At 44.0% G+C, this 22,899-nt stretch carries 10 protein-coding genes; 5 read left to right on the top strand and 5 right to left on the bottom strand.

Annotation, left to right across the window (positions count from 1 at the left end):
• Positions 1-100: 100 nt before the first annotated feature.
• Complete coding sequence (gene recG, locus V2H45_RS03280) at positions 101-2,614, bottom strand: ATP-dependent DNA helicase RecG (protein WP_330482186.1); 2,514 nt, start codon at positions 2,612-2,614, stop codon at positions 101-103.
• Between the two features lie 622 nt (positions 2,615-3,236).
• Between recG and V2H45_RS03275 the strand changes: the two genes are divergently transcribed.
• Positions 3,237-4,511: a late competence development ComFB family protein gene (locus V2H45_RS03275; protein ID WP_330482185.1), complete on the top strand. Its 1,275-nt coding sequence runs from the start codon at positions 3,237-3,239 to the stop codon at positions 4,509-4,511.
• A gap of 82 nt (positions 4,512-4,593) precedes the next feature.
• Here V2H45_RS03275 and V2H45_RS03270 read toward each other — a convergent pair whose 3' ends face one another.
• Positions 4,594-6,213, bottom strand: a complete 1,620-nt coding sequence (locus V2H45_RS03270) for an ATP-binding protein (RefSeq protein ID WP_330482184.1) — start codon at positions 6,211-6,213, stop codon at positions 4,594-4,596.
• A 103-nt stretch (positions 6,214-6,316) separates the two neighbouring features.
• Positions 6,317-7,435 (bottom strand): 2OG-Fe(II) oxygenase, encoded by a 1,119-nt coding sequence (locus V2H45_RS03265; RefSeq protein WP_330482183.1) that lies wholly within the window; start codon positions 7,433-7,435, stop codon positions 6,317-6,319.
• Between the two features lie 526 nt (positions 7,436-7,961).
• Here V2H45_RS03265 and V2H45_RS03260 point away from each other — a divergent pair.
• Positions 7,962-8,318, top strand: a complete 357-nt coding sequence (locus tag V2H45_RS03260; RefSeq protein WP_330482182.1) for an Hpt domain-containing protein — start codon at positions 7,962-7,964, stop codon at positions 8,316-8,318.
• Positions 8,319-8,333: 15 nt separating this feature from the next.
• Here the strand turns inward: V2H45_RS03260 and V2H45_RS03255 are convergent, their stop codons facing one another.
• Positions 8,334-10,232, bottom strand: a complete 1,899-nt coding sequence (locus V2H45_RS03255; protein ID WP_330482181.1) for an O-linked N-acetylglucosamine transferase family protein — start codon at positions 10,230-10,232, stop codon at positions 8,334-8,336.
• 140 nt (positions 10,233-10,372) lie between these two features.
• Between V2H45_RS03255 and V2H45_RS03250 the strand changes: the two genes are divergently transcribed.
• The 3 genes from V2H45_RS03250 (at position 10,373) to V2H45_RS03240 (ending at position 22,144) form a co-directional block, all read left to right on the top strand.
• Positions 10,373-12,796 (top strand): SMC family ATPase, encoded by a 2,424-nt coding sequence (locus tag V2H45_RS03250; RefSeq protein WP_330482180.1) that lies wholly within the window; start codon positions 10,373-10,375, stop codon positions 12,794-12,796.
• A 413-nt stretch (positions 12,797-13,209) separates the two neighbouring features.
• A complete protein-coding gene (locus tag V2H45_RS03245) occupies positions 13,210-17,649 on the top strand; it encodes a CHAT domain-containing protein (protein ID WP_330482179.1) in 4,440 nt (1,479 codons plus the stop codon).
• A gap of 157 nt (positions 17,650-17,806) precedes the next feature.
• On the top strand, positions 17,807-22,144 hold the full coding sequence (locus tag V2H45_RS03240) for a CHAT domain-containing protein (RefSeq protein WP_330482178.1): 4,338 nt from the start codon (positions 17,807-17,809) through the stop codon (positions 22,142-22,144).
• 34 nt (positions 22,145-22,178) lie between these two features.
• Here V2H45_RS03240 and V2H45_RS03235 read toward each other — a convergent pair whose 3' ends face one another.
• Positions 22,179-22,748, bottom strand: coding sequence for a transposase (locus V2H45_RS03235; protein WP_330482177.1), 570 nt, complete (start codon positions 22,746-22,748; stop codon positions 22,179-22,181).
• Between the last annotated feature and the right edge of the window lie 151 nt (positions 22,749-22,899).

Here is a 22,899-nt window from a genome sequence, read left to right as displayed (position 1 = left end):
TTTTTCAAGGGGGATGCCCGATAATAGGGCAGGGGGATCAAACCTCTCGGTTCCAGCAAGTCGGCTTGATTTGTTCCGAAATCCTTAACCCGAACTCAGGTTAAGTAAAAATTGCGCCGCCTTGAAGGCGTTGGTAATGATGGTCGAACTCAGCCTTGAGTTGCGGGAAAGATTCTAGGGTACTGTCTTTTTTGATCAACCGCTCGGCTGCTTCTCTAGCAATCTGATAAAGCTCTAGGCGCTTGGCTTCGTCGCTGAGCCGATCTTCGATCGAGAATCCTGCATGTCCCGACTGCTCCGTGCCTTCGTCTTTGCCCTTGCCGCGCAGTTGAAAATCACGTTCAGCAATAAAAAAGCCATCCTGCGATTGTTCCAATACCTTCAGCCGTTCTTGGGCAACCTCTGATTTGGCGTTACTCATCAGCAAACAATAGGACTGTGCCGCACCCCGTCCAACCCTGCCGCGCAGTTGGTGTAGTTGTGCTAAACCAAAGCGATCGGCATGTTCGATCAACATGACTGAAGCATTGGGAATATCGACACCCACCTCTACAACCGTAGTAGCGACAAGAATCTCGGTTTCAGAACGGCGAAACTGATTAATTGCTTCATCCTTTTCGCTGGAGGTCATTTGTCCATGCAGCAAGCCGATTTTAAAATTCGGAAAAACCACAGATTGCAGATGTTCGCGCTCTTGAATGGCAGCTTTAACATCTTCCATTTTGTCTGATTCTTCTACCAAGGGAAACACAATGTAGACCTGTCTTCCCTGGGCGATTTCGCGCCGCATCAACTCATAGGCATCCTTACGTTGTGAGGGCTTGAGCAGGGTTGTTTGAATGGGCTTCCGTCCAGGTGGTAATTCATCAATGATGCTCACTTCTATTTCCGAGTTGGTTAAATAGAGCGTGCGTGGAATCGGCGTCGCAGTCATGATCAGAACATGGGGGTCTTCACCTTTTTGCAGGAGCCGCGATCGCTGATCTCTGCCAAACCGATGCTGTTCGTCAATTACTGCCAATCCCAATCGACAAAAGTTAACGGTGTCTTGAATTAGGGCATGAGTCCCGATAATTAAGGGTAATTCCCCCGTTTCTAACTGGCTGAGTGTCTCTCGTCGTTTTGCGGTTCTGGTCGAACCTGTCAACAACTCGACGGGAATATAGAGCAAATTGAACCATTCCACAATTTTGCGGTAATGTTGCTCTGCCAAAACTTCCGTCGGAGCCATCAGTGCCGCTTGATAGCCCGATTCGATCGCAGCGAGTAAGGCATAAACTGCCACAATGGTCTTTCCCGAACCGACATCGCCTTGAACGAGGCGGTTCATGGGTGTAGTTCCCTGTAAATCTGCTCGAATCTCGGAGATCGAGCGATTTTGCGCCCCTGTTAGCTGAAATGGCAAAATTGCTTCTAATTTCTCAATTAAATGGCTACGCGGCACAAACTGAATTGCCTTTTGCTGATTGCGTCGATAGAGCGACACCAGCCGCCGATAGAAATATTTGTCAAAGGTCAGACGCACGATCGCTGCCTCTAGCTTCTCGCTGTCATCGGGGTAATGGACTTGGGCGATCGCTTCCGCTAAACCGATCAGTTGATAGTCTTTGCGCAGTTTCTCAGGAATCGGATCGGCGATTTTATGGGCGATCGGCAAGCACTGAATCACCACCCGCCGAATCAATTCAGGGCTAATGCCTTCAGTGAGGGGATAGACAGGCACAACCCGACCGATTGTATTGGACTCAATCCGATCTTGGCTGTGATCGAGCACTTCGATGTCAAAGTCCTCAAGGGTCAGTCCATACTTACCTCGCTTTACCACGCCTGAGGCAGCGACGGTTGCGCCTTGAGGATAGAGGCGTTTTTGCTGCTCTTGCCAGCCGCGATTGCTATAGCGCTTGCCAGCCCAAAACCGATTGAGTTTAATTTGCCCCGTGCGATCGCGCAAAATAATTTCTACAATCGTCAAATTAGGATTTTTAGGACTGGTAAAACAGCTATAGCGATGAATTGTGCCAATTACCGTGACCGTTTCCCCATCATTGAGGTTGCGAATCTCGATCTGGCGAGCATAGTCGATATGATCGCGCGGATAATAATTCAGCACATCTTCGACGGTATGGAGATCTAGCCTGGTCAGTTTTTCCGCGACTTTAGGGCTAATGCCTTCGAGATATTGCAGATTTAGATCGAGGCTGAGCGGTTTGAGCGCAGTTGTGCCAGTTTGCGTTGAATTCGATCTTGCCGAAGTTGTCTTAGTCGCTTGTTTAACTAAAATTTCGGTCTTAGGTTTCTTGGTAAGCTGTGGCGCACTCGCCGCCGCAATTTCTCGACGGCGGACATCGTAAAGCAATCGCCTTGTTTCTGCTACTAAATGTTGTCGTTGCGATATGGGAAGCGATGCATATTTTGCATATTGGTTTGATAGGGTTTGCGCTTGTAAGCGATCGCTACTGTCCCAAACAGGTGGCAAATTTTGCCCTAAACTCAGGCTTAGAAAATCTGCAAATAAATACTGCCTGCCTTGCAAATTCACAAACCCTCTCTCTGCCTCAACAGTTAAGGCTTGTTGTAGTCGATTAATATCGAGGTGCGCGGTAGAGGACTCCATCGTTATATCAAAAATGGCAAGCTCAGGCTAAGTTCTAACATATCTAAAATTTGATAAGTCCGAATTCCTATTTAATGAGGATGAATTACTTAAAAGATCGTTCAAAAAACAAATCTAGAGTATGCGTTACATGGATTATGTAGCAGTAGATTTTTTCTACTATAAATATTAGGGAGTTTAAACTACAATTAGGAAGTATATGTTTAAGGCTTACACTATCGACACCAAGAACGCAGGTTCTCGGCTCAAATCTCAAGTTATTGCTCAAGTCATTTAAAGCTGGCTGAGAGTAATTTCTAATCAACTTGTTTTAAAAGGTTTAAGCTTAAAGCCAGCAATCCATTGCAGGTTTTTTGCATAAGTCTTAAGATATTTAAAACTCGTTTCATAAGTAAAACTTCAACCTGAACTTGAGCGACTTAGCTCGTTTAAAAAGTTCCTAAAGGTAAATAAATGATTGTGAAACGAAAGTGGACTTGCGTTGTAGGCGTAACAGCTATATAAGCATCACAAGTTTAACAAAAAGTTCAGCAAAATGGCTGGGACTAAAACAGTAATAAAAGCGATAAGTTATCACTCACGTTTTCGCAAACACCTGTGAAAGCTATTTTATGGTAGGGATATGGCAAGCCTCAAAAATGCAATTGAGGACATTGTGGTGTTTGAAGCAAAAGAACAACTCAAACGCCTAGGCAATGTCGTCAGAGAACAAATTGATTTGAGCGAAGTGGTTGCCTATGCCCTCAATCGCTTACCTCCCCTGTACGCTAGTACCAGTCGCGGCTGGCTGCAACAACGCAAGCGTGCCAATATTGAGCTAAAACCCCAAATTGTTAGTGCCGTACAGCACGCGATGCTAAACGTTCGGCGCGATCCTTTACGCCGATCGACACCTTTATCTGTGGACGATCTCGATAGTCCAGCTCATGCCCTCGCAAAATTACAAAAGTTGTTGGGTAAGAGTGACATGAAATGGAAAGACGTCCCTAACATCGTGCAGACAACTTTTGATGAGTCAAAATCCTCAGCAGAATATGGCTACATGAGCATTTCCGATCGCTCCCGAGTCAAAGAAATTAAGGGTTATTTACAGCGGACAAAATCAAGCAACGATACGCGTAGAAGTTTTCAAGATGCTGCGGTTATGCTCGAAGACCCCATGGATATGAAGGAATTTGAGTCCTACATGCTCATGACCAACTGCGTCTTTACGAATGTCTTAGAAAATTTAGTTATACAGGTAGCCCAAGACCAAACCCATCGCATGAGTATGGTTTTAGCAAGGCATGTAGAGATTGATGATGTTGCTGCCTACGCACTCAATCGCTTGCCTACCATGTATGCCACCACTGAGCAAGGTGTGGAACGGCAAACCCAGCGAGCCAGACAGGAGATGTCTAATCAGATAGCCTCAACTGTGATTCAGGCATTGATGACATTAAGTAAAACTCCGCGCCGCTTGGTTTCCCCCATTCCAATTCTTAAATTTGAAGAAGAGCGAGAGCAGGCACTCACAGAACTGCGGCAACTCTTGCAACGGGATGATATTACTTGGCGTAACCTCCCACGTCTGATCGAAGAAGCGCTCGAACAATCTACGATGAGAAGTACTAATTGGCGGCAGCGTTGGCGAATGCTTGGGCAAATTTATCGAGAAATGTATTTAAAGCCTGGTGATGCGGATATCTTTTTAACGCAAAGTGAGGATGGAGAAGTGTTGCTGATTCAAGCTAACACAAAAGAGTCTTTTTGGATGCTGGCTGAGCACTCTCAAGCTTTAGGCAGAAGTACGTTGAGACTGTTTCCTTCCGTTGCTTATATCGAACTATCTTCGTATCTCTTAGAAACCCCATTGACCTATACAAGAGATGAGATGGCTGCCGATGGAATCATGTAAGAGGGGTTATCAGTTATCGGTTCGTAGATTATAGCTGCTCTAACCTTCTCTTAACTGACAACTAACAACTGACAACTGACAACTATTTTCTCACCCATCGATGAATGGCTTCTTCTAACTGCTCGGGCTGAAAAGGTTTGCTGATATAGTCATCCATTCCCGAAGCTAGACATATTTCGCGATCGCCATCAAGGGCATTGGCTGTTAGAGCGACAATTTTAGGGCGGCGTTCGGATGACCACTTTTGGACAAGTTGGCGGGTTGCTTCTAGCCCGTCCATCTCAGGCATCTGCACATCCATAAAAATTAGATCGTAGATCTGTTTGTCCACTGCCTCCAAAACTTCTAAGCCATTTGCCGCAATATCTGCTTCATAGCCAAATTTCTTTAACAAACGTGCAATTACCTTTTGGTTTACAGGATTATCTTCGGCAATCAGGATTTTAATTGAGGAATATTCAGATAAATCTCCTTTCTCAAGAAGTGATGGCTCAGGATTAACCTTTTGAGCTGAGTTATCTTGTTCGATTGACACGTCTTTTGAGACCCTATGAATATTCGAGATTTCGCGATCGTTCAATGATTCTACAACATAGGACGATGAGCCTTTTGTCGAAACTTTTTGAGTATAGCTAGAATGGTCTTTGGGTTTTACGGTCGAGTGTGGCGATTTCATGGGAATTGTAAACCAGAATGTGGTTCCCTTTTGCATCTTACTCTCCACCCAAATTTCGCCCCCCATCATTTCTATCAGCCGTTTACAAATGACTAAACCCAAACCCGTTCCGCCAAATTGTCGCGTTGCCGACATATCCACTTGCGAAAAGGGCTTAAAGAGATATTCCATCTTTTCAGTAGGAATCCCAATACCAGTATCTCTGACAGCGAACAAAAGCTGAGTTGGACTATGAACTTTTACCAAGAGCGATACGTTTCCCGATCGCGTAAATTTGATCGCATTACTGAGTAAATTCATCAATATTTGACGAAATCGCGCTAAATCTGTCTCAATTGACTGAGGCACTTCTGGCTCAATATCGGACTCGATCGCCAAACCCTTCTCTTGTGCCTTGGGTTCTAACAAGGCGATCGTCTCAGTAATACTGCTTAGCAAATCAAATTTTTGGATATGTAAAGATAGCTTGCCGACTTCGATTTTAGAGAAATCCAAAACATCGTTTACAAGAGTCAGGAGACTTTTACTGCTAAGCTGAAGCGTTTCCACAAACTCTTGTTGTTCGTGGTTGAGATGGGTGTCTTGGAGTAGATTTGCCATGCCCATTACACCATGAATCGGCGTGCGAATTTCGTGGCTCATCCTTGCCATAAATTCTGACTTAACGCGTGCGATCGCTTCCGCAGTTTCTTTTGCCTGTTGCAGTTCTAATCTCAAGATATTCGTATTTAAAAGCTCTTGAATGGTCAAAAAACCCGTTTTTACCACCACATAAACAAACAAAGCACCAAAAAAGAAAATCACCCCAGTTAGAATCAACACAAACGATGTGATGTTCAATAGAAATAAAGCAAGTACCCCCAAATAGCCGATCAAAAAGAAAACCATAAGCGATCGCAAGATTTGCCAAACCCTTTGATACTTATTCTCTTTTAATAACGAGAGAATTCTCTTGGTTTCCCAAATCGAGAGAAACATGATCATGCCACCAAGAGCAATCAAAATTACTGTGAATACATTAGTCATCATCTCTCAAGTTGTAAGCACGATCGGGGCATCACAAGCTTCTTTTGCAAGAAGAATTCCTGTTTTACATTCATTGCATAAAACGATTGCCGAACTTCGAGCTTTAACGATGCCGCACCCAACCGTTGATCGTAAAACGGCTATCAGCAAAAGCCTTTGAGGGACAAACAACGGGTAGCACTTCGTGCATACAGCGACTTGGGAAAAATACAATCGTATTATTGCGCGGCTGTATAGTTTTAAATGACTTTGCCCCCACCAAATAACCGTCTTTAATTACACTATCATAAAGCACCAACTCCCCCCCAGAAAAGGCTTTAGGTTCGCGATGAAAGTAATAGACATAGGTTAGCTCGCGATTCGCACAGTCTGGACTACCATTATCGTTATGGATTTTGTAGTAGTTCCCATCGTTATGAGCCGTTAACTGCGCTTCAATATCTCCAACGGTGAAGTTCTGAATATCTAAATGACTAATAATGTGAGGCATAATTGACCGCACGCGATCGATCATCATTCGAGCAAACTCAGGAAATGAGAAGAGATACATCGATCGCCGATAGAAAGGATCGTTGGCTGAGTTTGTTGTAGGGACAAAGTTCGGCTCCTGATCGATCACGTACTTAAAAAGCTGCCGCAATTGGTTCCATGTTAGTAGGTTGTCGATTTGGGCATAAACAGTGGGAATGATTCCAGACTCAGCTTCTTGTGATTCTTGGTGTTGATTGGATTCTTGGTTTTGGTTATAGGAAGCCTGAGTAGGCAATACTAAGCCATTTCCCTGAGATAGTTTAACCACATGATTTTGTGGCGGTTCCATTTCTGCTGAGGTATTTTGGAGATGGCTCGGTAAAATCACTAGATTCTCAGGAGAAGGGATTGGGATGCGATCGCTTTCCACTTCTAGGGAATTTAGGTTTTGGAACTCTAGGGTTTGGGAAGTTTGCGATCGAATGCTCCAAAAGCTCAACTTGTCTTGACGACGCATCAGGGTGCAATCAAAGTTTCGCCATGCAAAACCATAAGATTCTTTCTTATAAACAAAGGATGCTGTGGTTGCACTATCCAACCCTAAAAGCATACTTAATTCTTCAGTCGTTAACCAATAGCCCGAATCAGCAATATGTTTAACAGCATCAAGTTGCCTTACTAGGTTCTCAACTTTGCCTAGATCGCTTTCTTGGATAGATTTGGGTGGAGGGGTAGTCTTCTTTGTACTCATGACAATAGCGATCGATACTCACAGCAAATATATCAGTTAGTTGACAATTGTATAGTTGACAGTTAACAGTTAACAGTTGTGGAATATCCAATTCTCACTGTCATACTAAATGGCGATCCAAGCTTGTAACGCTCCAAACTTGCAAATAATTCCATAGCTCCAAACGAATCTTTCCAGAAAACCTGATAGCCTATTTATCATAAAAGCTATGCGACAATACTAGGCGTTAGTTTACAAAGCTTTTGCTATTGTCCTAAATCCCTAAGTTTATCTATAGGTTTTATCAAAATGCCCTGAGATTTAGGCTTGGTTCGCCTAGATTTTGTTGACGATGGCAAAGCAGATGTTGAGGAATCTCTCTAGTAAAGTATTGGCTTTTGAAGCTATTGTCGTATCAGCCCTATGAAGGATAATTTCAAAATTGCTGCACGGGCAGTTATGATTCGTTACAATTGATGATGTTCGTTACACTTACTATTCCACAGTAATTTTTCGCATTTTCGACCAGCCCACTGCCCAATTCAATATGAGCCAGAGTAATTCACCCATAGATACAGAATATTTACAGCAAATTTCCGATGGCGATCTTGAATTTGAATTGGAGTTGCTGCAAGTTTATATTGATGACACGCGCATTCATATTGATGCTACGAAAGCCGCGATCGCAGAAGGAGATTTTTCTAAACTCGAACAGGAAGCCCATCACATTAAGGGTGCGAGTGGAAATGTGGGGGCCAATGATGTCCATGCCCTTGCCCTGGCGATCGAAAAGAGCGGTGTCAGCAAAACAATTGATGGTGTCCCAGTTCTTTTAGAACAACTAGAGCAAAAATTTAGCCTCGTTGAATCTTTTGTTGCAGAGAGAGCCGCCTTAGTCAATTAATCCCATTTTCAATGGCTAAATAATTCGGATGGGTTTCTTGTCGCGGTTACTTTGTAAGCGATCGTGGTTTTCAATTAAAAAATCAATCGTTTTTTTTAGATCTTGGCGATCGCTTGTAGCAAAGAGGGTTCGATCTAAATCTACCTTTGCCATTTTCATTTGCAGATCGAGTCGTAATGGTTCTTGATTAATGAGTTTGAGGATGATTTGCGTGTATTCGGCAGGGGTTTTGGCAACTAATTCGGGTAAGCCAAGTAGGCGGATCAGTCTAGCTCCAACGCGGTTGTACCATTTTTTTCCCTCTAGAGTAACCGTTAGTTTTCTGAGATATAAGCTATCAATTAGGCTATTAAAGCCGCCAAAATGATAGGAATCAATACAAAGATCGCCCTCTTCCATTAGAGCCATATATTGCTCGTAGGGCTTATGTAAATATAGTTCTATTTTGTCTTTTCCTAATGCTAGCTCTAAATCTTTGGCAAAGGGAAGAAAGTCATTTTTTTGAAACAAACTATCACTGGCAAAAAATCGAAATAGTACTTCTTGCTTCGCATCTTTAATGATTTTTCCTAATAGTAAAAGTAGTGGATAGTTAACTTTCTGGGGATTCCAAGCGCAATTAATAATTATTTCAGATCGAGTTTTTTTAATGCCTTGAATCTTGTATTCAGGACAGGTAGGAATTACGCCAAATCCAGGGAGCAATACCAATCTTTCGGAGTAATGATTCTCAGGATTTTTGATTGCCTCAGCCTCTGCGCTACTGACAAAATAATCAATGTTTGAACCAAATGTACTGACAGGATGACCTAAGCCACAAATTTGCATGGGGGCAATGCGGAGATTAGACAAGAGGATGCTTGCAGGCAAGGTGCCAACATCGGGATAATAAGCAATGGCAAAATCATTTGATTGCAAAGGGGAAATATCCAAAGTTCCATTCCTATAGGTAATATACTTAACTTCTTTAAAATTACTTGTGTCAAGATCGTCTCTTGGTTCGCCCAGATGAAATAGCGTGAGTTCGTAATCTAAAGCTAAGGACGAAATGAATTGCGACAACATACGATAGGATGAATGGCTAGGAAACCAAAATCCAGTAATTATGGCAATTTTGCGAGGTGTTAAGGTCGATTGATTTAATCTTTCAGCCTTTAGGATTTTCGAGTTCTGAATATTTGCATTTTGGCAAAAAGGACTCGCTTGAATGGATTGGTTAAGTTTTTGTTTAATCGCCCGATCGCGATCGCCATCAATATATGTTGTAGCCAAATAAACATCCTCGATTTTATAAAAATCAATGATGCGATCGTCGTTAAATGCCAAATGTTCTCTGAGATTTTGATAGACGATCTTGTTCGCTAAACCCGAGCGATATATTTCCAAAAAGTAGGAATACCACAAGCAGGCAAGGGGTGAATTCGTATCAAATAGCAGTTTGCGATCGAACTTAAAGCTATTGCGAGCGGAATAAAGTGTTAACAATTTGACAAAGTTTTGGGGCTGGCTTTTTAAAATCTCTAAATAAGCATCGGTTGTTTTAAAATCAGATATCGCGACAAGGTTAGAAATTGTGAGATTGAGTTGAATAAATCGCGCCACAAAGCGATCGCCAATCACAAAATCAGGCTGGGTAAATAAGTATAGAAAATTTTTAAGAAAAGCATTGATAAAATACAGTGACTCTGTATCTAAGGTCGTGTAGGTAATCCCTTCAAAGTGTGTAAGTATAGAGATAAACTGCTCAGACAAAGCATCATAGTCTTGAATCAAATAAAGATTGAGCCATCTTCGAGGATTTATTTGTAGTCCAGTTTCTTGAATTGAGGAATGATGACTTGAACCGTTTGGTGGACTTATTTGCGAATTGTTAAACAATCTACCGAGCAAATTGCCTGAGTCACTGGAATTCATAAAATCTCATCAGAATCGGTTGGGTAGGGTTAAAATATTTGCACGCAGGACGCTCTCAATCAGAATATTCTAACCATATTGCGAACTTCCCATAGTACAAGATTTATCAAAAACCTCACGAAAACTAGAGAAAGCTCCTCATGCACCTGATCTCTTTACACCTAGAAAACTTCCGCCAGCATAAAAATACCGAGATTCATTTTCCCACAGGGCTCACAGGGATTTTGGGCGCCAATGGATCGGGCAAAAGTACTATTCTTGAAGCGATCGCTTGGGCATTGTATGGCAACCAAAAAGGGGTGGCAAGGGGGGATATCGAGACCCTGATCTGGCGCTTTGCTCCTGGAAAATCTGTGGCAGTGGCGGAGTTGACCTTTGCCTTTAACAATCAGACCTTTACGGTCAAGCGATCGCAATCGAGTTCTAAAAGCATGGCAGAACTCAGGCAGGGAACTCGGACGATCGCCAACTCGACCAAAGCCGTGAATGAGAGCCTATCAAAACTGCTCGGCATGACCCACCAAGAATTTTTTAATAGCTACTTCACCGGGCAAAAAGACCTCAATTTTTTAGGTGCGATCGAAGGAGCTACCGATCGCGAACGATTTATTGCCAAGATGCTTAACTACGAACGCATTACCGAAGTTCAGGGAGCAGCAAACAAAGAAGGAACGATTCGCTTCGATCTGCGTGAAAAAGAGCGGCAAAAACTGCTTTTAGAAGGAAGTTTAGGGAACCTTGAGGCAATTCAAACCGAACTGGTCGAGCAACAAAAAAGGCTCGCAGAGACCTCCACGCAACTGGAGGTAGCGAATCATGAGTTAAACCAAGCACTGGAACAACGGGAAACTCTCACACCACAATTAGAATCGCTCGATCTCAAACGGGATACGCATACCAAGCTAGGAACCCAACTCAAAGTAGCACAGGCAAATTTAGAACAGATCGATCGACAAATTGAGCAACTCTCTCAAACGCGATTGCAACTTGCCCAAGCCGTTGCCCAACATGAAATCCTACGGCTAGAGGTGGCAAATTACGACGAACTCCTAGCCCAATATTCCGAACAAGACAAACTCAGACAAGCTGCGATCAAATATCAGGATTTAGAAGCTCGACGGAGCAAACTCCAAGTAGAAATCGCTGAGCTAGAGCAGCAATTGGAGCAACTAGGGGATGTATCTGCAAGTCTGCAAGCAAATCAAACGGTGATCGCGCAGGAACAAACCCAATTGCTAGCGATCGAAGCAGAAATTCAAGCACAAATGCAGGCATGGCAGGAGACTCAGGCAGATCTCAAGGCCAAAATCAAATCGGAACAGCAGGATCTCAAAAAGCTAGAAACGCAGAAAAATACGATTACCGCCGCAGGTCATGAGGGCAACTGTCCCACCTGCGAACGTCCCCTCGAAGCCGAATTTGACAATGTAATTGGGAATTTCTCCGCTCAATTAACGCATCTGCACGGTCACATTCAAGCATGGCAAGCGGAACTCGCCGCGATTCGTCAGCCACCTGAAGCCCTTGAAGCCTTGCAAACCAAACAGGCGGAACTAAAACAGAACCTGTCACAAAGGCAAAAACAGCAAACTGAAATCGCTGCCGACCAGACAAAGCAGCAACTCTGGCAAAAACAATGCACTGCGAAGCAAACCGATATCGCCGATCTGACCGCAGAAATTGCCAAGCTCCCTACGGGTTTTGATGCCCAACAATACGAGCAGCTCAGCCAACAATTGCAAATTCTCAAACCCAAACGAGAGGAATATCTGCGATCGGCTGACGCACCCCAGCGCCTCAGCCAAGCAGAACAACAGCTACAAGACAAAACACAAGAACAGATTCGTATTGCCAAAGCGATCGCTGCCCTCAGCCAAGAAATTCAACAATTAGAATTTTCGGAAGAGGACTATCGCAATCTCAAACAAGCGATCGCCCATGCCACCCAACAACTCGAAGAGGCGCGGCAATATCAAAACCAAGCTCAACGGGATGTTGCTCTGATTCAACAATCCCTTGCAGACATTCAAAAGCGCGAAGCAGAATATCATCTCAAGCAGAAAGAATTTCAAACTGCCAAAGCCGAACATGCTTTATTAGAAGAGCTGGATAAGTCGTTTACAGAATTTCGCCAATATTTAACCGAACAAATTCGCCCACAGTTGGCTGAGAGTGCCAGTGAATTTCTCAAACAACTCACCGATGGTCGTTACGATGCCTTGGAAATCGATGCCAAATATAATGTTGTGGTACTGGATGGTGGCGATCGCAAACCCGTAATCTCTGGTGGCGAAGAAGATATTGTGAATCTATGCCTACGTCTGGCGATCTCTCAAATGATTACCGAACGTAGCGGACAACCTTTTTCTCTGCTGATTTTAGATGAGGTCTTTGGTTCCCTTGATGATGGTCGCCGCGATAAAGTGCTTGAGTTGCTGCATGGACTAGAGCGTCAGTTTGAGCAGGTTCTAATCATTACGCACATCGAATCAATTAAAGAAAGCTTTAACCACACGATTCGCTTGGAGTTTGACCCTAAAGAACAATGTTCTTTTATAAAATAGATGCAAAGAATTCACAATAATCTTTTAGTTCTTAATTTAGCTAGTGACTACTTTCCCAACACACTGTTAATTCTTAGGCTTTTAAGCCGATAGCGCACGACTGAGGCTTCTGAAATAATGTAATTGCTCAACTTAGTAAAATCAACAAAAAATGACTGTCAAAAAGTCGATTTTACCTCTATTTTATCTATATATCAGCAAATTATCGTTTGACAAATGAGAATGGTGTCATTTAGCTAGTTTTTGAGACAATTTATAGGCTGAAACCCTGATTCCTTCTAGGTTGAGCAATTACGAAATAATTAAAAATAATATAAGCCTTATCAGAAGTAAGAACTGTAAGCATAAAACTAGCTACAATTGGCATTGAATTTTTCGTTCGTTAATTCTAAATTATTACTTTCAGGTGTGGAATGAGAAATAGATATTGCTTGCTCTTATCGGCGATCGCTTCTTTAAGCACTTCTTTAAACCTATCTCATTCGGCACAAGCCCAAATTGCGCCTGATGGTAGTACCGCAACTCAAGTCAATGGGAATGCGATCGCACCCACAGGATCGGGCACAGTTAATGGTGGCAATCTCTATCACAGCTTTAACGAGTTTAACGTTCCCCAATCAGGTGTCACTTTCAATACGGGTAACTCTTCGGTAAAAGGTGCAGAAGTTCAAAATATTATCAATCGCGTTACAGGTGGTAATCCCTCAGCGGTTTTAGGCACGATTGAAAGCCGTCAAGCTTTCCCCAATGCTAATCTCTATTTAATAAATCCCAATGGGATCGTATTCGGGCAAAATGCGCGTCTGGATATCGGTGGATCTTTTCACGCTACGACAGGAACGGGCTTAGGCTTTGACAACGGACAAACTTTTAATGTTGATAAAAATTCGCTCAGCTTCCCTAGTGGCGATCCTAAAAATATTCGCTTTGCGATTAGTCAACCTGCGGGGATTATTAATCAAGGCAATTTATCGGTAGATACGGGCAAAAGCATTACTTTTACGGGCGGAAGTATTATCAATACGGGCAGTTTAACCGCTCCTAGTGGGAATATTGCTTTAACTTCCGTAGCGGGGAATTCACAAGTAGAGTTGCGATCGCCTGACGCGGTCTTAGGCTTACAAGTTACAGCCAATGCAATTCCGTCTAACTGGAATGGTCAGATTACAGAGCTACCAAAACTAGCAGAGTTGCTTACAGGCAAAGTACCCGAAGCCAACCAAGTGGTTGTAAAACCTGATGGGTCTCTGGCACTCGTAGCGAACCCCGCCCCAACGGATCTTGCAGTCACGAATGGCATGACCATTGTTTCGGGACAGATTAATGTATCAACTCCCCCCCTTGCTAAGGGGGGGCTGGGGGGGGTAGTTGGCATCTTTGGCGAGAAGGTAGGGTTAGTCAATGCAAAAATTGATGCGTCTGGGGTAAATGGCGGTGGCACGGTTCTGATTGGGGGCGATTTTCAAGGCAAAGGAACCGTTCCAAATGCTCTAAGAACTTTTGTTGATAGCAATTCCAGAATTGATGTCAGTGCGATTTTAAATGGGGATGGTGGGAAAACTATAGTCTGGTCTGACCAGAGTACGAGATTCCTTGGCTCAGTTGCGGCGAATGGAGGAATGCAGTCGGGGAATGGTGGTTTTGTAGAGGTTTCGGGGAAACAGAATCTCGATTATCAGGGCACTGTGAATACACTAGCTCTTAATGGCAAGATTGGAACTCTGTTACTCGACCCAACAGATATCAATGTGGTTGGTGGCACTGGCCCATTTAGCTTTGCTACCTTAACAGATGTAGATCAGTTTAGCGATCCAGATATTGGACTCAATACGTTAGATGTAAATCTAATTAATTTTTCCTTCACAAATGTCACTTTGCAGGCAACAAATGATATCAATTTTAATGTAGGTTTTAATACCGCTGGATCAATTCTGACAGCCCAAGCTGGTCGAGACATTAATTTTGCTGCACCAGTTAATACTTTTGGAGGTTTGACCGCGCAAGCAGGGAGAGATATTAACTTCACCAGCAATATTGCGACAAATGGTAATTCAATTACCTTTAATGCAGGTAGAAACATTACTGGAGCGGGAAATATATCTCCAGCGGCTTTGATGAATAGTGCTGGAGATATCAGTCTCATTGCAGGTGGGAATATCACCGTAAATAGCATTGATACAGCAACCACCTATATCTCTGGGACTTTGAATGGTGGCAATGTAACCGTGCAGGCTGGTGGCAATATTCTAACTACGGGAACATCCAGCGGTACATCTAGTGGCATAACTAGCGGTTTATATAGTATTGTCGCAAATGCCTCTTTCAATACATCTGGCAATGCTGGCAATATTTCTTTAACGAGTACCAATGGAAGCATTGATGTTAGCTCTGGGCTAGTTCATGCGGTTGGGTTTCAGGGCAGTGGTGGGAACATTACATTTCAGGCGGCAGGCAATATTAAGACGGGAAGTGGAGTTGCTCCAACACCTGCTGTTTCTTCTGGCATTACCTCTGGGGGGATTGGCAACGCTGGAAATATTTCGATGACTAGTTTTAACGGAGCGATCGATACAAGTTTGGGGGATCTAGATGCTGGAAATGCAAACATTGGCAATGCTGGTAATATTTTCCTTCAGGCAGCCAATAATATCATTACATCCAATATAACTGCCTCCTCAGGGGATGGTATTCCTGGAAATAGCGGAAAGATTACACTCATCAGTCAGGCAGGTTCCATTAATACGACAGCAGGACAGCTAATCGTTCAATCTGTTAATGGTAATGCAGGAACTATTTCGCTGCAAGCATCGGGCGATATCAATATAGGTGAAATTTTTGGAACAGGTAGTTTGAGTGGTGGTAACATCAACCTTACAAGCATAAATGGAGCCATTAATACTGGTGCAAGCGATATTGATGTTAGTTCCATTACTGGGAGTGGTGGTTCCATCAATTTTGCTGCCTCGAACGACATCACAATTGCAAATCTAAATACGAGTAGCATCAATGCCAATGGTGGAAGTATTACAACCAAGAGCAGTAACGGTGGAGTCACGACTGGCAATCTCAATTCCTCAGGTCAGAATGGTGGCAATATTACTGTTAGTGCTCGTAGTCAGATTACTACTGGTGCGATCGATTCTAGCGGAACTACAGGTATTGGAGGGAGTGTCTCGCTAGACCCCATAGGAAACATCATCTTCACTTCTGCGAATACTTCTGGAGCCATTCAAGGTGGGAGTTTCTCTGCTTTCTCAACTGGAGGGAATATACGAGTTCTGGGTTTTGTCACCAGTCCGTTTTCTGCCTGTGCGGGGGCGAGCATCTGTACTGCCAGTGGCAATGGTGGGTCGGGCGGTCAGATCTTCCTTCGATTTGGCGGGGCTACACCATTCACAGTGGGCGATCCCAGTATTAACGGAACCGCAGGTATCGTGACGACTGGTTCGTCAACCTTAGCACTTGGTAGAACATTTCGTTTTGGCACGGGTATTTTTGTTCAAGGCAATATTCTCATCGCTCCTTCAGGAGATACAGTATTTACGCCCCCGGATCCTTGGATCGATGTGCTGGTTATTGGCATAGATACGCTAGATCTAATCGAAATCAGAGAAGTAATGAAACAGGAGGTCGATCGCTATTTTAAAGAAGAGAACTTACAAAAAGCTTTTGAGGCGATCGAAAAAGCCTATGTTTCAGAATTAGGAATTTACTTAGGGGAAGACCTCAAGCCCCCTACGTTAAACATGAACCAAGCCCAAGACACGATAAGTGAGGTCTCAAAGCGGTCTGGAAGTATTTCCGTACTGATCTATCCAGTTATTCTGAACGATCGCATCGAAATTCTGGTTGTCCCTCCAAAAGAGCTTGGCAAACCCTTTCACCGCTATACCAATTATGCCAATGAAGCCGAAATTATAACGCTTTTAGAGGAATACAGAGCTAACCTTCGCGATTCTAGCTCGCAAGATTATTTGGTACAGGCACAAAAGCTATATGACTGGGTTATACGTCCGATTGACGATCGACTGCAAGCGCTCAAGATAGAAACCGTTGTCTTTGTAATGGACTCAGGCTTGCGCGTGATTCCTCCTGCGGCGATGCACGATGGCAAACAATTCCTTATGGAGCGCTATGCTTCTGCAAATATTCCTTCATTACGTTTGACGAGGTTTGAAGAACGCGATCGCAAAAACACAAATATTTTAGCGATGGGTCTAACCGAAGCAAGAGAAGGTTTAAGTGCATTGCCAGCCGTTGAAGTTGAGGTGAAAACAATCGGTACGCAAGTGCTCTCTGGCGTTGCTTTTTTAAACCAAGATTTCACCGTCAGAAACATGCAAGATCAACGCAGCAAATCTAGCTATGGAATTCTACATTTAGGAACTCACGGTCAATTCCTCGCCGATCGCGCGAAAGATTCCTACATTCAGTTTTGGGATAGTAAACTGCGATCGCATCAAATTCCCGAACTGAGATTTGATAAGCCTGTAATCGACATGCTGACCTTGAGTGCCTGCGAAACTGCGGTTGGGAATAATTTGGGTATCAGTGGTTTGGCAATAGAGTCAGGCGCGAGAAGCATTCTAGCCTCTCTGTGGACGGTATCAGATGCGGGGACTGCTCCCTTGATGATCAATTTTTATAAGGTTTTTCCTAGCGCTCTGAGTAAGGCAACGGCGTTGCGACAAGCACAACTCGATTTGTTGAGAGGAAAGGTCAAGATTGAGAACAATCAAATTGTGGGAATTGAGGGTTTAGGTGCGATCGCCTTGCCTAAAGGAGTTGCAAATGTTGACCTCAGACATCCTTATTTTTGGTCATCTTTTATCTTGGTGGGAAATTGGTTGTAAGTTAGCTGGGTTTTGTCTGAGTTTCCCAAAAAATTAAGAATAATTTAGGGTTTGACAGAATCATGAACCATAGGTATTAAGCTTATTACACTTGAATACTGAATTCTTCGTTTATGGTCTAGTTACTTCTAATCGTTACCCTTTGGGATGAGTTGAAATGAAGAATAGATATTGCTTGCTCTTGTCAGCGATCGCTTTCCTTAGTGCGACATACTCGGCTCAAGCCCAAATTGCACCTGATGGTACTACGGCTACTCAAGTCAATGGCAATGCGATCGCACCCACAGGATTGGGCACAGTCAATGGCGGCAATCTCTATCACAGCTTCAACGAGTTTAACGTTCCCCAATCAGGGGTTATCTTTAACACGGGGAACTCTTCAGTAAAAGGGGCGGAAGTTCAAAATATTATCAATCGCGTTACAGGTGGCAATCCCTCTGCGGTTTTAGGCACGATTGAAAGTCGTCAAGCTTTCCCCAATGCCAATCTTTACCTCGTGAATCCGAATGGGATTGTATTTGGACAAAATGCGCGTCTAGATATTGGCGGATCGTTTCATGCCACTACGGGTACGGGCTTGGGATTTGATAACGGTCAGAATTTTAGTGTGGATAAGAATTCGCTCGTTTTTCCGAGCGGCGATCCAAAAAGTATTCGCTTCGCGATTTCTCAACCTGCGGGAATCATCAATCAAGGCAATTTATCGGTAGATACGGGCAAAAGCATTACGTTGACTGGCGGTAGCGTAATCAATACAGGCACGTTGACGGCCCCTGCTGGGAATGTGGCGCTAACTTCTGTGGCAGGAAATTCTGTTGTGGAGTTGCGATCGCCTGATGCGGTCTTAGGCTTACAAGTCACAGCCAATGCAATTCCGTCTAACTGGAGTGGCAAGATTACAGAGCTACCCAAACTAGCTGAGTTGCTTACGGGTAAAGTTCCTGAAGCGAATCAAGTAGTGGTCAAAGCCGATGGCTCTCTTGCCCTAGTGGCAAGTCCTGAACCAACCGATCTTGCGGTCACAAATGGCATGACGATTGTCTCAGGACAGATTAATGTTTCTCCCCTCCTTGACAAGGGGGGGCAGGGGGGGGTAATTGGCATCTTTGGCGAAAAAGTAGGTTTAGTAAATGCGCGGATTGATGCATCTGGATTAAATGGCGGTGGCACAGTTCTGATTGGAGGCGATTTTCAAGGCAAGGGAACCGTTCCAAATGCTCTGAGAATGTTTATTGATAGTAATTCAAGAATAGATGTCAGTGCAATTTTAAATGGGGATGGTGGGAAAACTATAGTCTGGTCTGACCAAAACACGAGATTTCTAGGCACGATTTTGGCACAGGGTGGAACGCAGTCGGGGAATGGTGGCTTTGTGGAGGTTTCAGGGAAACAGAACCTTGATTATAGGGGCACTGTGAATACGCTTGCACCAAATGGAACCATTGGAACTCTGTTGCTCGATCCGACAGATATCAATGTGATCGATGATTCTTTATTCCCAGCAGATTTTACAGCTTTGAACCAAGTCGATCAATTTGCCCTACCCGATGTGGGATTAAACAGACTCGGCGTGAGCTTGATTAACGGTGCGGTAACAAATGTCATATTGCAGGCGACGAATGATATCAACTTCAATACACCGACTAATCCTGTGAATATAGGCACTTTAGGGGTGGGGCTGACAGCGCAGGCTGGTAGAGATATCAACTTCAATAGCTCTATTACTACAAACGGCGGAGCAATTAACTTTAGCGCGGGTCGCAATATTGCGGGTACTGCGGATCTCATTACAACTGCGGCTAATGCTGGGGATATCAATCTTACTGCTGGCGGAAATATCAGCGTAAATAGCTTCCAAACAATTTCAAATGTAAATGGCGGTAATGTAATTGTACGGGCAGGCGGTAACATTCAAACCACAGGAGCCAATGTTGCTGGAGAAAGTATTGCAACATATGTTGTGTTCCCTTTTACTGGGAATGGAGGGAATATCTCCCTGACGAGTACAAACGGCGCGATCGACGTTAGTTCAGGACGAGTTGCTTCTACAACGAACATAGGAAATGGTGGAAGCATTACATTTAGGGCGTTTGGTAATATCAAGACTGGTAGCAATGCTCCATTCCCTGCTGTGAGTTCCTATGTCTCTTTAGGGGGCAGTGGCATTCCTGGTAATATTTCATTCACTAGTACAAATGGATCGATCGATACAAGCTTAGGAGACTTAAACGCGGGAACGAATATTGGCAATGGTGGGAATATTTCTCTTTTTGCTGCTAGTAACATAATCACTGCTGGCGTAACTTCCAACTCAAATTCTGGCAACGGAGGAATTATCACACTTCAATCTGCTAATAACATAATCACCAATGCTGTATCCTCCAATTCAAGTTCGGCCAACGGAGGCATTATCTCACTTCAAGCAGTCGGGAACGTTACAACGAAAGATCTTCTTGCAAGTGCTAGTATAGCTGGCAACGCTGGCTCGATCTCTGTAACTAGTACTGGAGGTGCCATTGATACGACCCAAGGTAACGTGAGAGCGAGGGTTATCCCCGGAGGGAATGGTCTGGGTGGCAGTGTTAATTTTCAGGCAGCTAGTAACATCAATACTGGTCAGATTTTGGCGACAGGTAATTTGGGTGGTGGTAGCATCAAACTTACCAGTACAAATGGAGCAATTAACACAACCACAGGGGATATTGATGCTAGTTCTACCAATGGCAATGGTGGCAATATTAACTTCACAGCCCGCACGAGTATTACCACGAATAATCTCAATACGAGTAGTGCGATCGCCAATGGCGGCAACATTACCCTCGACCCCATAGGTAACATCATCTTCAACTCTGCGAATACTGCGGGAGCGATTCAGGGTGGAAGTTTCTCGGCTTCTTCAACAGGGGGTAATATTCGAGTTCTTGGTTTTGTAACCAGTCCATTTGCTGCCTGTGCGGGTGCGAGTATTTGTTCTGCTAGCGGTAATGGTGGAACGGGCGGTCAGATATTTCTTAGACATGGCGGATTAGCTCCTTTTATCATTGGCGATCCGAGTATTAATGGAACCGCAGGCATCGTCACCACAGGTTCATCAACCTTAGCCCTCGGTAAAATCATTCCTGTCGGCACGAGCATCTTTACCCAAGGCAATATTCTTGTCGCTCCCTCAGGGGATACGGTATTTACACCCCCTGACCTTTTAGTCGATCTTCTTGCCGCCGATCTAGACACCTTGAAACTGCTAGAAATCAGGGAGGTAATGAAACGAGAGGTCGATCGCTACTTTAAAGAAGAGAACTTACCAAAAGCATTTGAAGCGATCGAAAAAGCCTATATTTCTGAGCTAGAGGTTTATTTGGGAGACGATCTCAAGCCGCCTGTATTAAACATGAACCAAGCCCAAGAAATCATAGGTGATGTTTCAAGACGATCTGGAAGTATTTCGGTATTGATTTATCCTGTGATGCTGAACGATCGCATCGAAATTCTGGTCATCCCTCCCAAAGATAAAGGCAAACCCTTTCATCGTTATACCAATTACGCCAACGAAGCTGAAATCGTAGCTCTTTTAGAAGAATACAGAGCCAATCTTCGCGATTCTAGTTCGCAAGATTATTTGGTACAGGCGCAAAAGCTATATGACTGGGTTATGCGTCCGATTGATGACCAACTACAAGCTTTGAAAATAGAAACCGTTGTCTTTGTGATGGACTCAGGCTTGCGCGTGATTCCACCTGCGGCGATGCATGACGGCAAACAGTTCCTCATGGAACGTTATGCCTCTGCAAATATTCCTGCACTGCGGGTAACTAGGTTAGAGGATCGCGATCGCAAAAATACCCGCGTTTTAGCTATGGGGTTAACCCAAGCAAGAGAAGGTTTAAGTGCGTTACCAGCCGTCGAAATTGAAATTAGAACCATTGGTACGCAGGTGCTCTCTGGTGTTGCATTTTTAGACCAAGATTTCACCGTTGGCAATATGCAAGAGCAAAGGAGCAAAGCTAGCTATGGAATTTTGCATTTGGGAACCCACGGTCAATTCCTTGCCGATCGCGTTAAAGATTCCTATATTCAGTTTTGGGATAGCAAGCTGCGATCGCACCAAATTCCCGGTCTAAGATTTGATAAGCCTGCGATCGACATGCTGACCTTAAGTGCTTGCGAAACTGCTGTTGGGAACAATTTGGGTATCAGTGGTTTGGCAGTAGAGTCTGGGGCTAGAAGCATTCTTGCCTCTTTATGGACGGTGTCAGATGCGGGGACTGCTCCCCTCATGATTAGCCTTTATAAGGCTTTTCCCAATGCGATCAGTAAAGCAACTGCTTTACGGCAAGCGCAACTCGATCTGTTGAGGGGAAAGGTTAAAGTTGAAAACAATCAAATTGTTGGGATTGAAGGGTTGGGAGCCATTACTTTACCAAAAGGCACAGGGAATGTAGACCTCAGGCATCCTTTCTTTTGGTCGTCTTTTATCTTGGTGGGGAATTGGTTGTAATTAAAGAAAAATTTACCGATAGAGCTTTACAGCGTCACAACTTAATTTTAGGGTAAATAGAAGTGAGTTTACAACGTGCATCATCGATCTTCATCTGCCAATCCACGCCCCGTTGTCTCTGGTTGACATCCATAGACCAAGCGGCAGTTTCTTCCTGCAATATTTTGATGTCTTCAAATCGCCTACTATCGATACACTGACGAGTGAGTGAACTCAGTTCATTCTCCGCAACGTTGAGCCAACTGCCATGGTTGGGCGTATGACAAAACTCAAGGCGGCGAACCAACTGACGTGCCCGTTCTAGCTCAAAGGTTTCATAGAATGCACCCTTGGTGTGAGTGTTCAGTTGATCGCAAATGAGAATAACTCGTTCACACTCAGCGTAGCGACCTTCTAGCAGTTGCGCCATTTCAATAGCCCAATCGACTTTGGTTCGTCTGGGGCGCACACTGACTTCCCGCCATCCTACCAGTGGTTCCGTCATCATACAAATGCTGGCGGTTCCTGCTCGTTCATACTCGTAATCGACCCGTTTGCCATGCTTGGTGGTGGCAAGCAAAGGCTTTCGCACTTCTCGGATTAACTGCACGGGTTGCTCATCCATGCAGAATTCGGATCGTAGGGTTGAGCGTAAGTCTGTTGTTTCCGTTCATCCTCGGTCAATCGAACAATACATTTCTTTTGCATAAAGCTTCTTTGTGCTCTATACAATTTCGCCGATTTGAGACTATTTGCCAACCCTAATTTTTAGATTT

The sequence above is a fragment of the Tumidithrix elongata BACA0141 genome (assembly GCF_036349135.1).
In the GTDB taxonomy this organism is placed as follows: domain Bacteria; phylum Cyanobacteriota; class Cyanobacteriia; order Pseudanabaenales; family Pseudanabaenaceae; genus Tumidithrix; species Tumidithrix elongata.
The sequence above is the reverse complement of the archived record's forward strand: the minus strand, read 5'-3'. Positions and strand labels throughout refer to the sequence as shown.

Coding starts and splice junctions, on each gene's coding strand:
- recG (WP_330482186.1), bottom strand. CDS start 2,614: ATGGAGTCCTCTACCGCGCACCTCGATATTAATCGACTACAACAAGCC.
- V2H45_RS03275 (WP_330482185.1), top strand. CDS start 3,237: ATGGCAAGCCTCAAAAATGCAATTGAGGACATTGTGGTGTTTGAAGCA.
- V2H45_RS03270 (WP_330482184.1), bottom strand. CDS start 6,213: ATGACTAATGTATTCACAGTAATTTTGATTGCTCTTGGTGGCATGATC.
- V2H45_RS03265 (WP_330482183.1), bottom strand. CDS start 7,435: ATGAGTACAAAGAAGACTACCCCTCCACCCAAATCTATCCAAGAAAGC.
- V2H45_RS03260 (WP_330482182.1), top strand. CDS start 7,962: ATGAGCCAGAGTAATTCACCCATAGATACAGAATATTTACAGCAAATT.
- V2H45_RS03255 (WP_330482181.1), bottom strand. CDS start 10,232: ATGAATTCCAGTGACTCAGGCAATTTGCTCGGTAGATTGTTTAACAAT.
- V2H45_RS03250 (WP_330482180.1), top strand. CDS start 10,373: ATGCACCTGATCTCTTTACACCTAGAAAACTTCCGCCAGCATAAAAAT.
- V2H45_RS03245 (WP_330482179.1), top strand. CDS start 13,210: ATGAGAAATAGATATTGCTTGCTCTTATCGGCGATCGCTTCTTTAAGC.
- V2H45_RS03240 (WP_330482178.1), top strand. CDS start 17,807: ATGAAGAATAGATATTGCTTGCTCTTGTCAGCGATCGCTTTCCTTAGT.
- V2H45_RS03235 (WP_330482177.1), bottom strand. CDS start 22,748: ATGGATGAGCAACCCGTGCAGTTAATCCGAGAAGTGCGAAAGCCTTTG.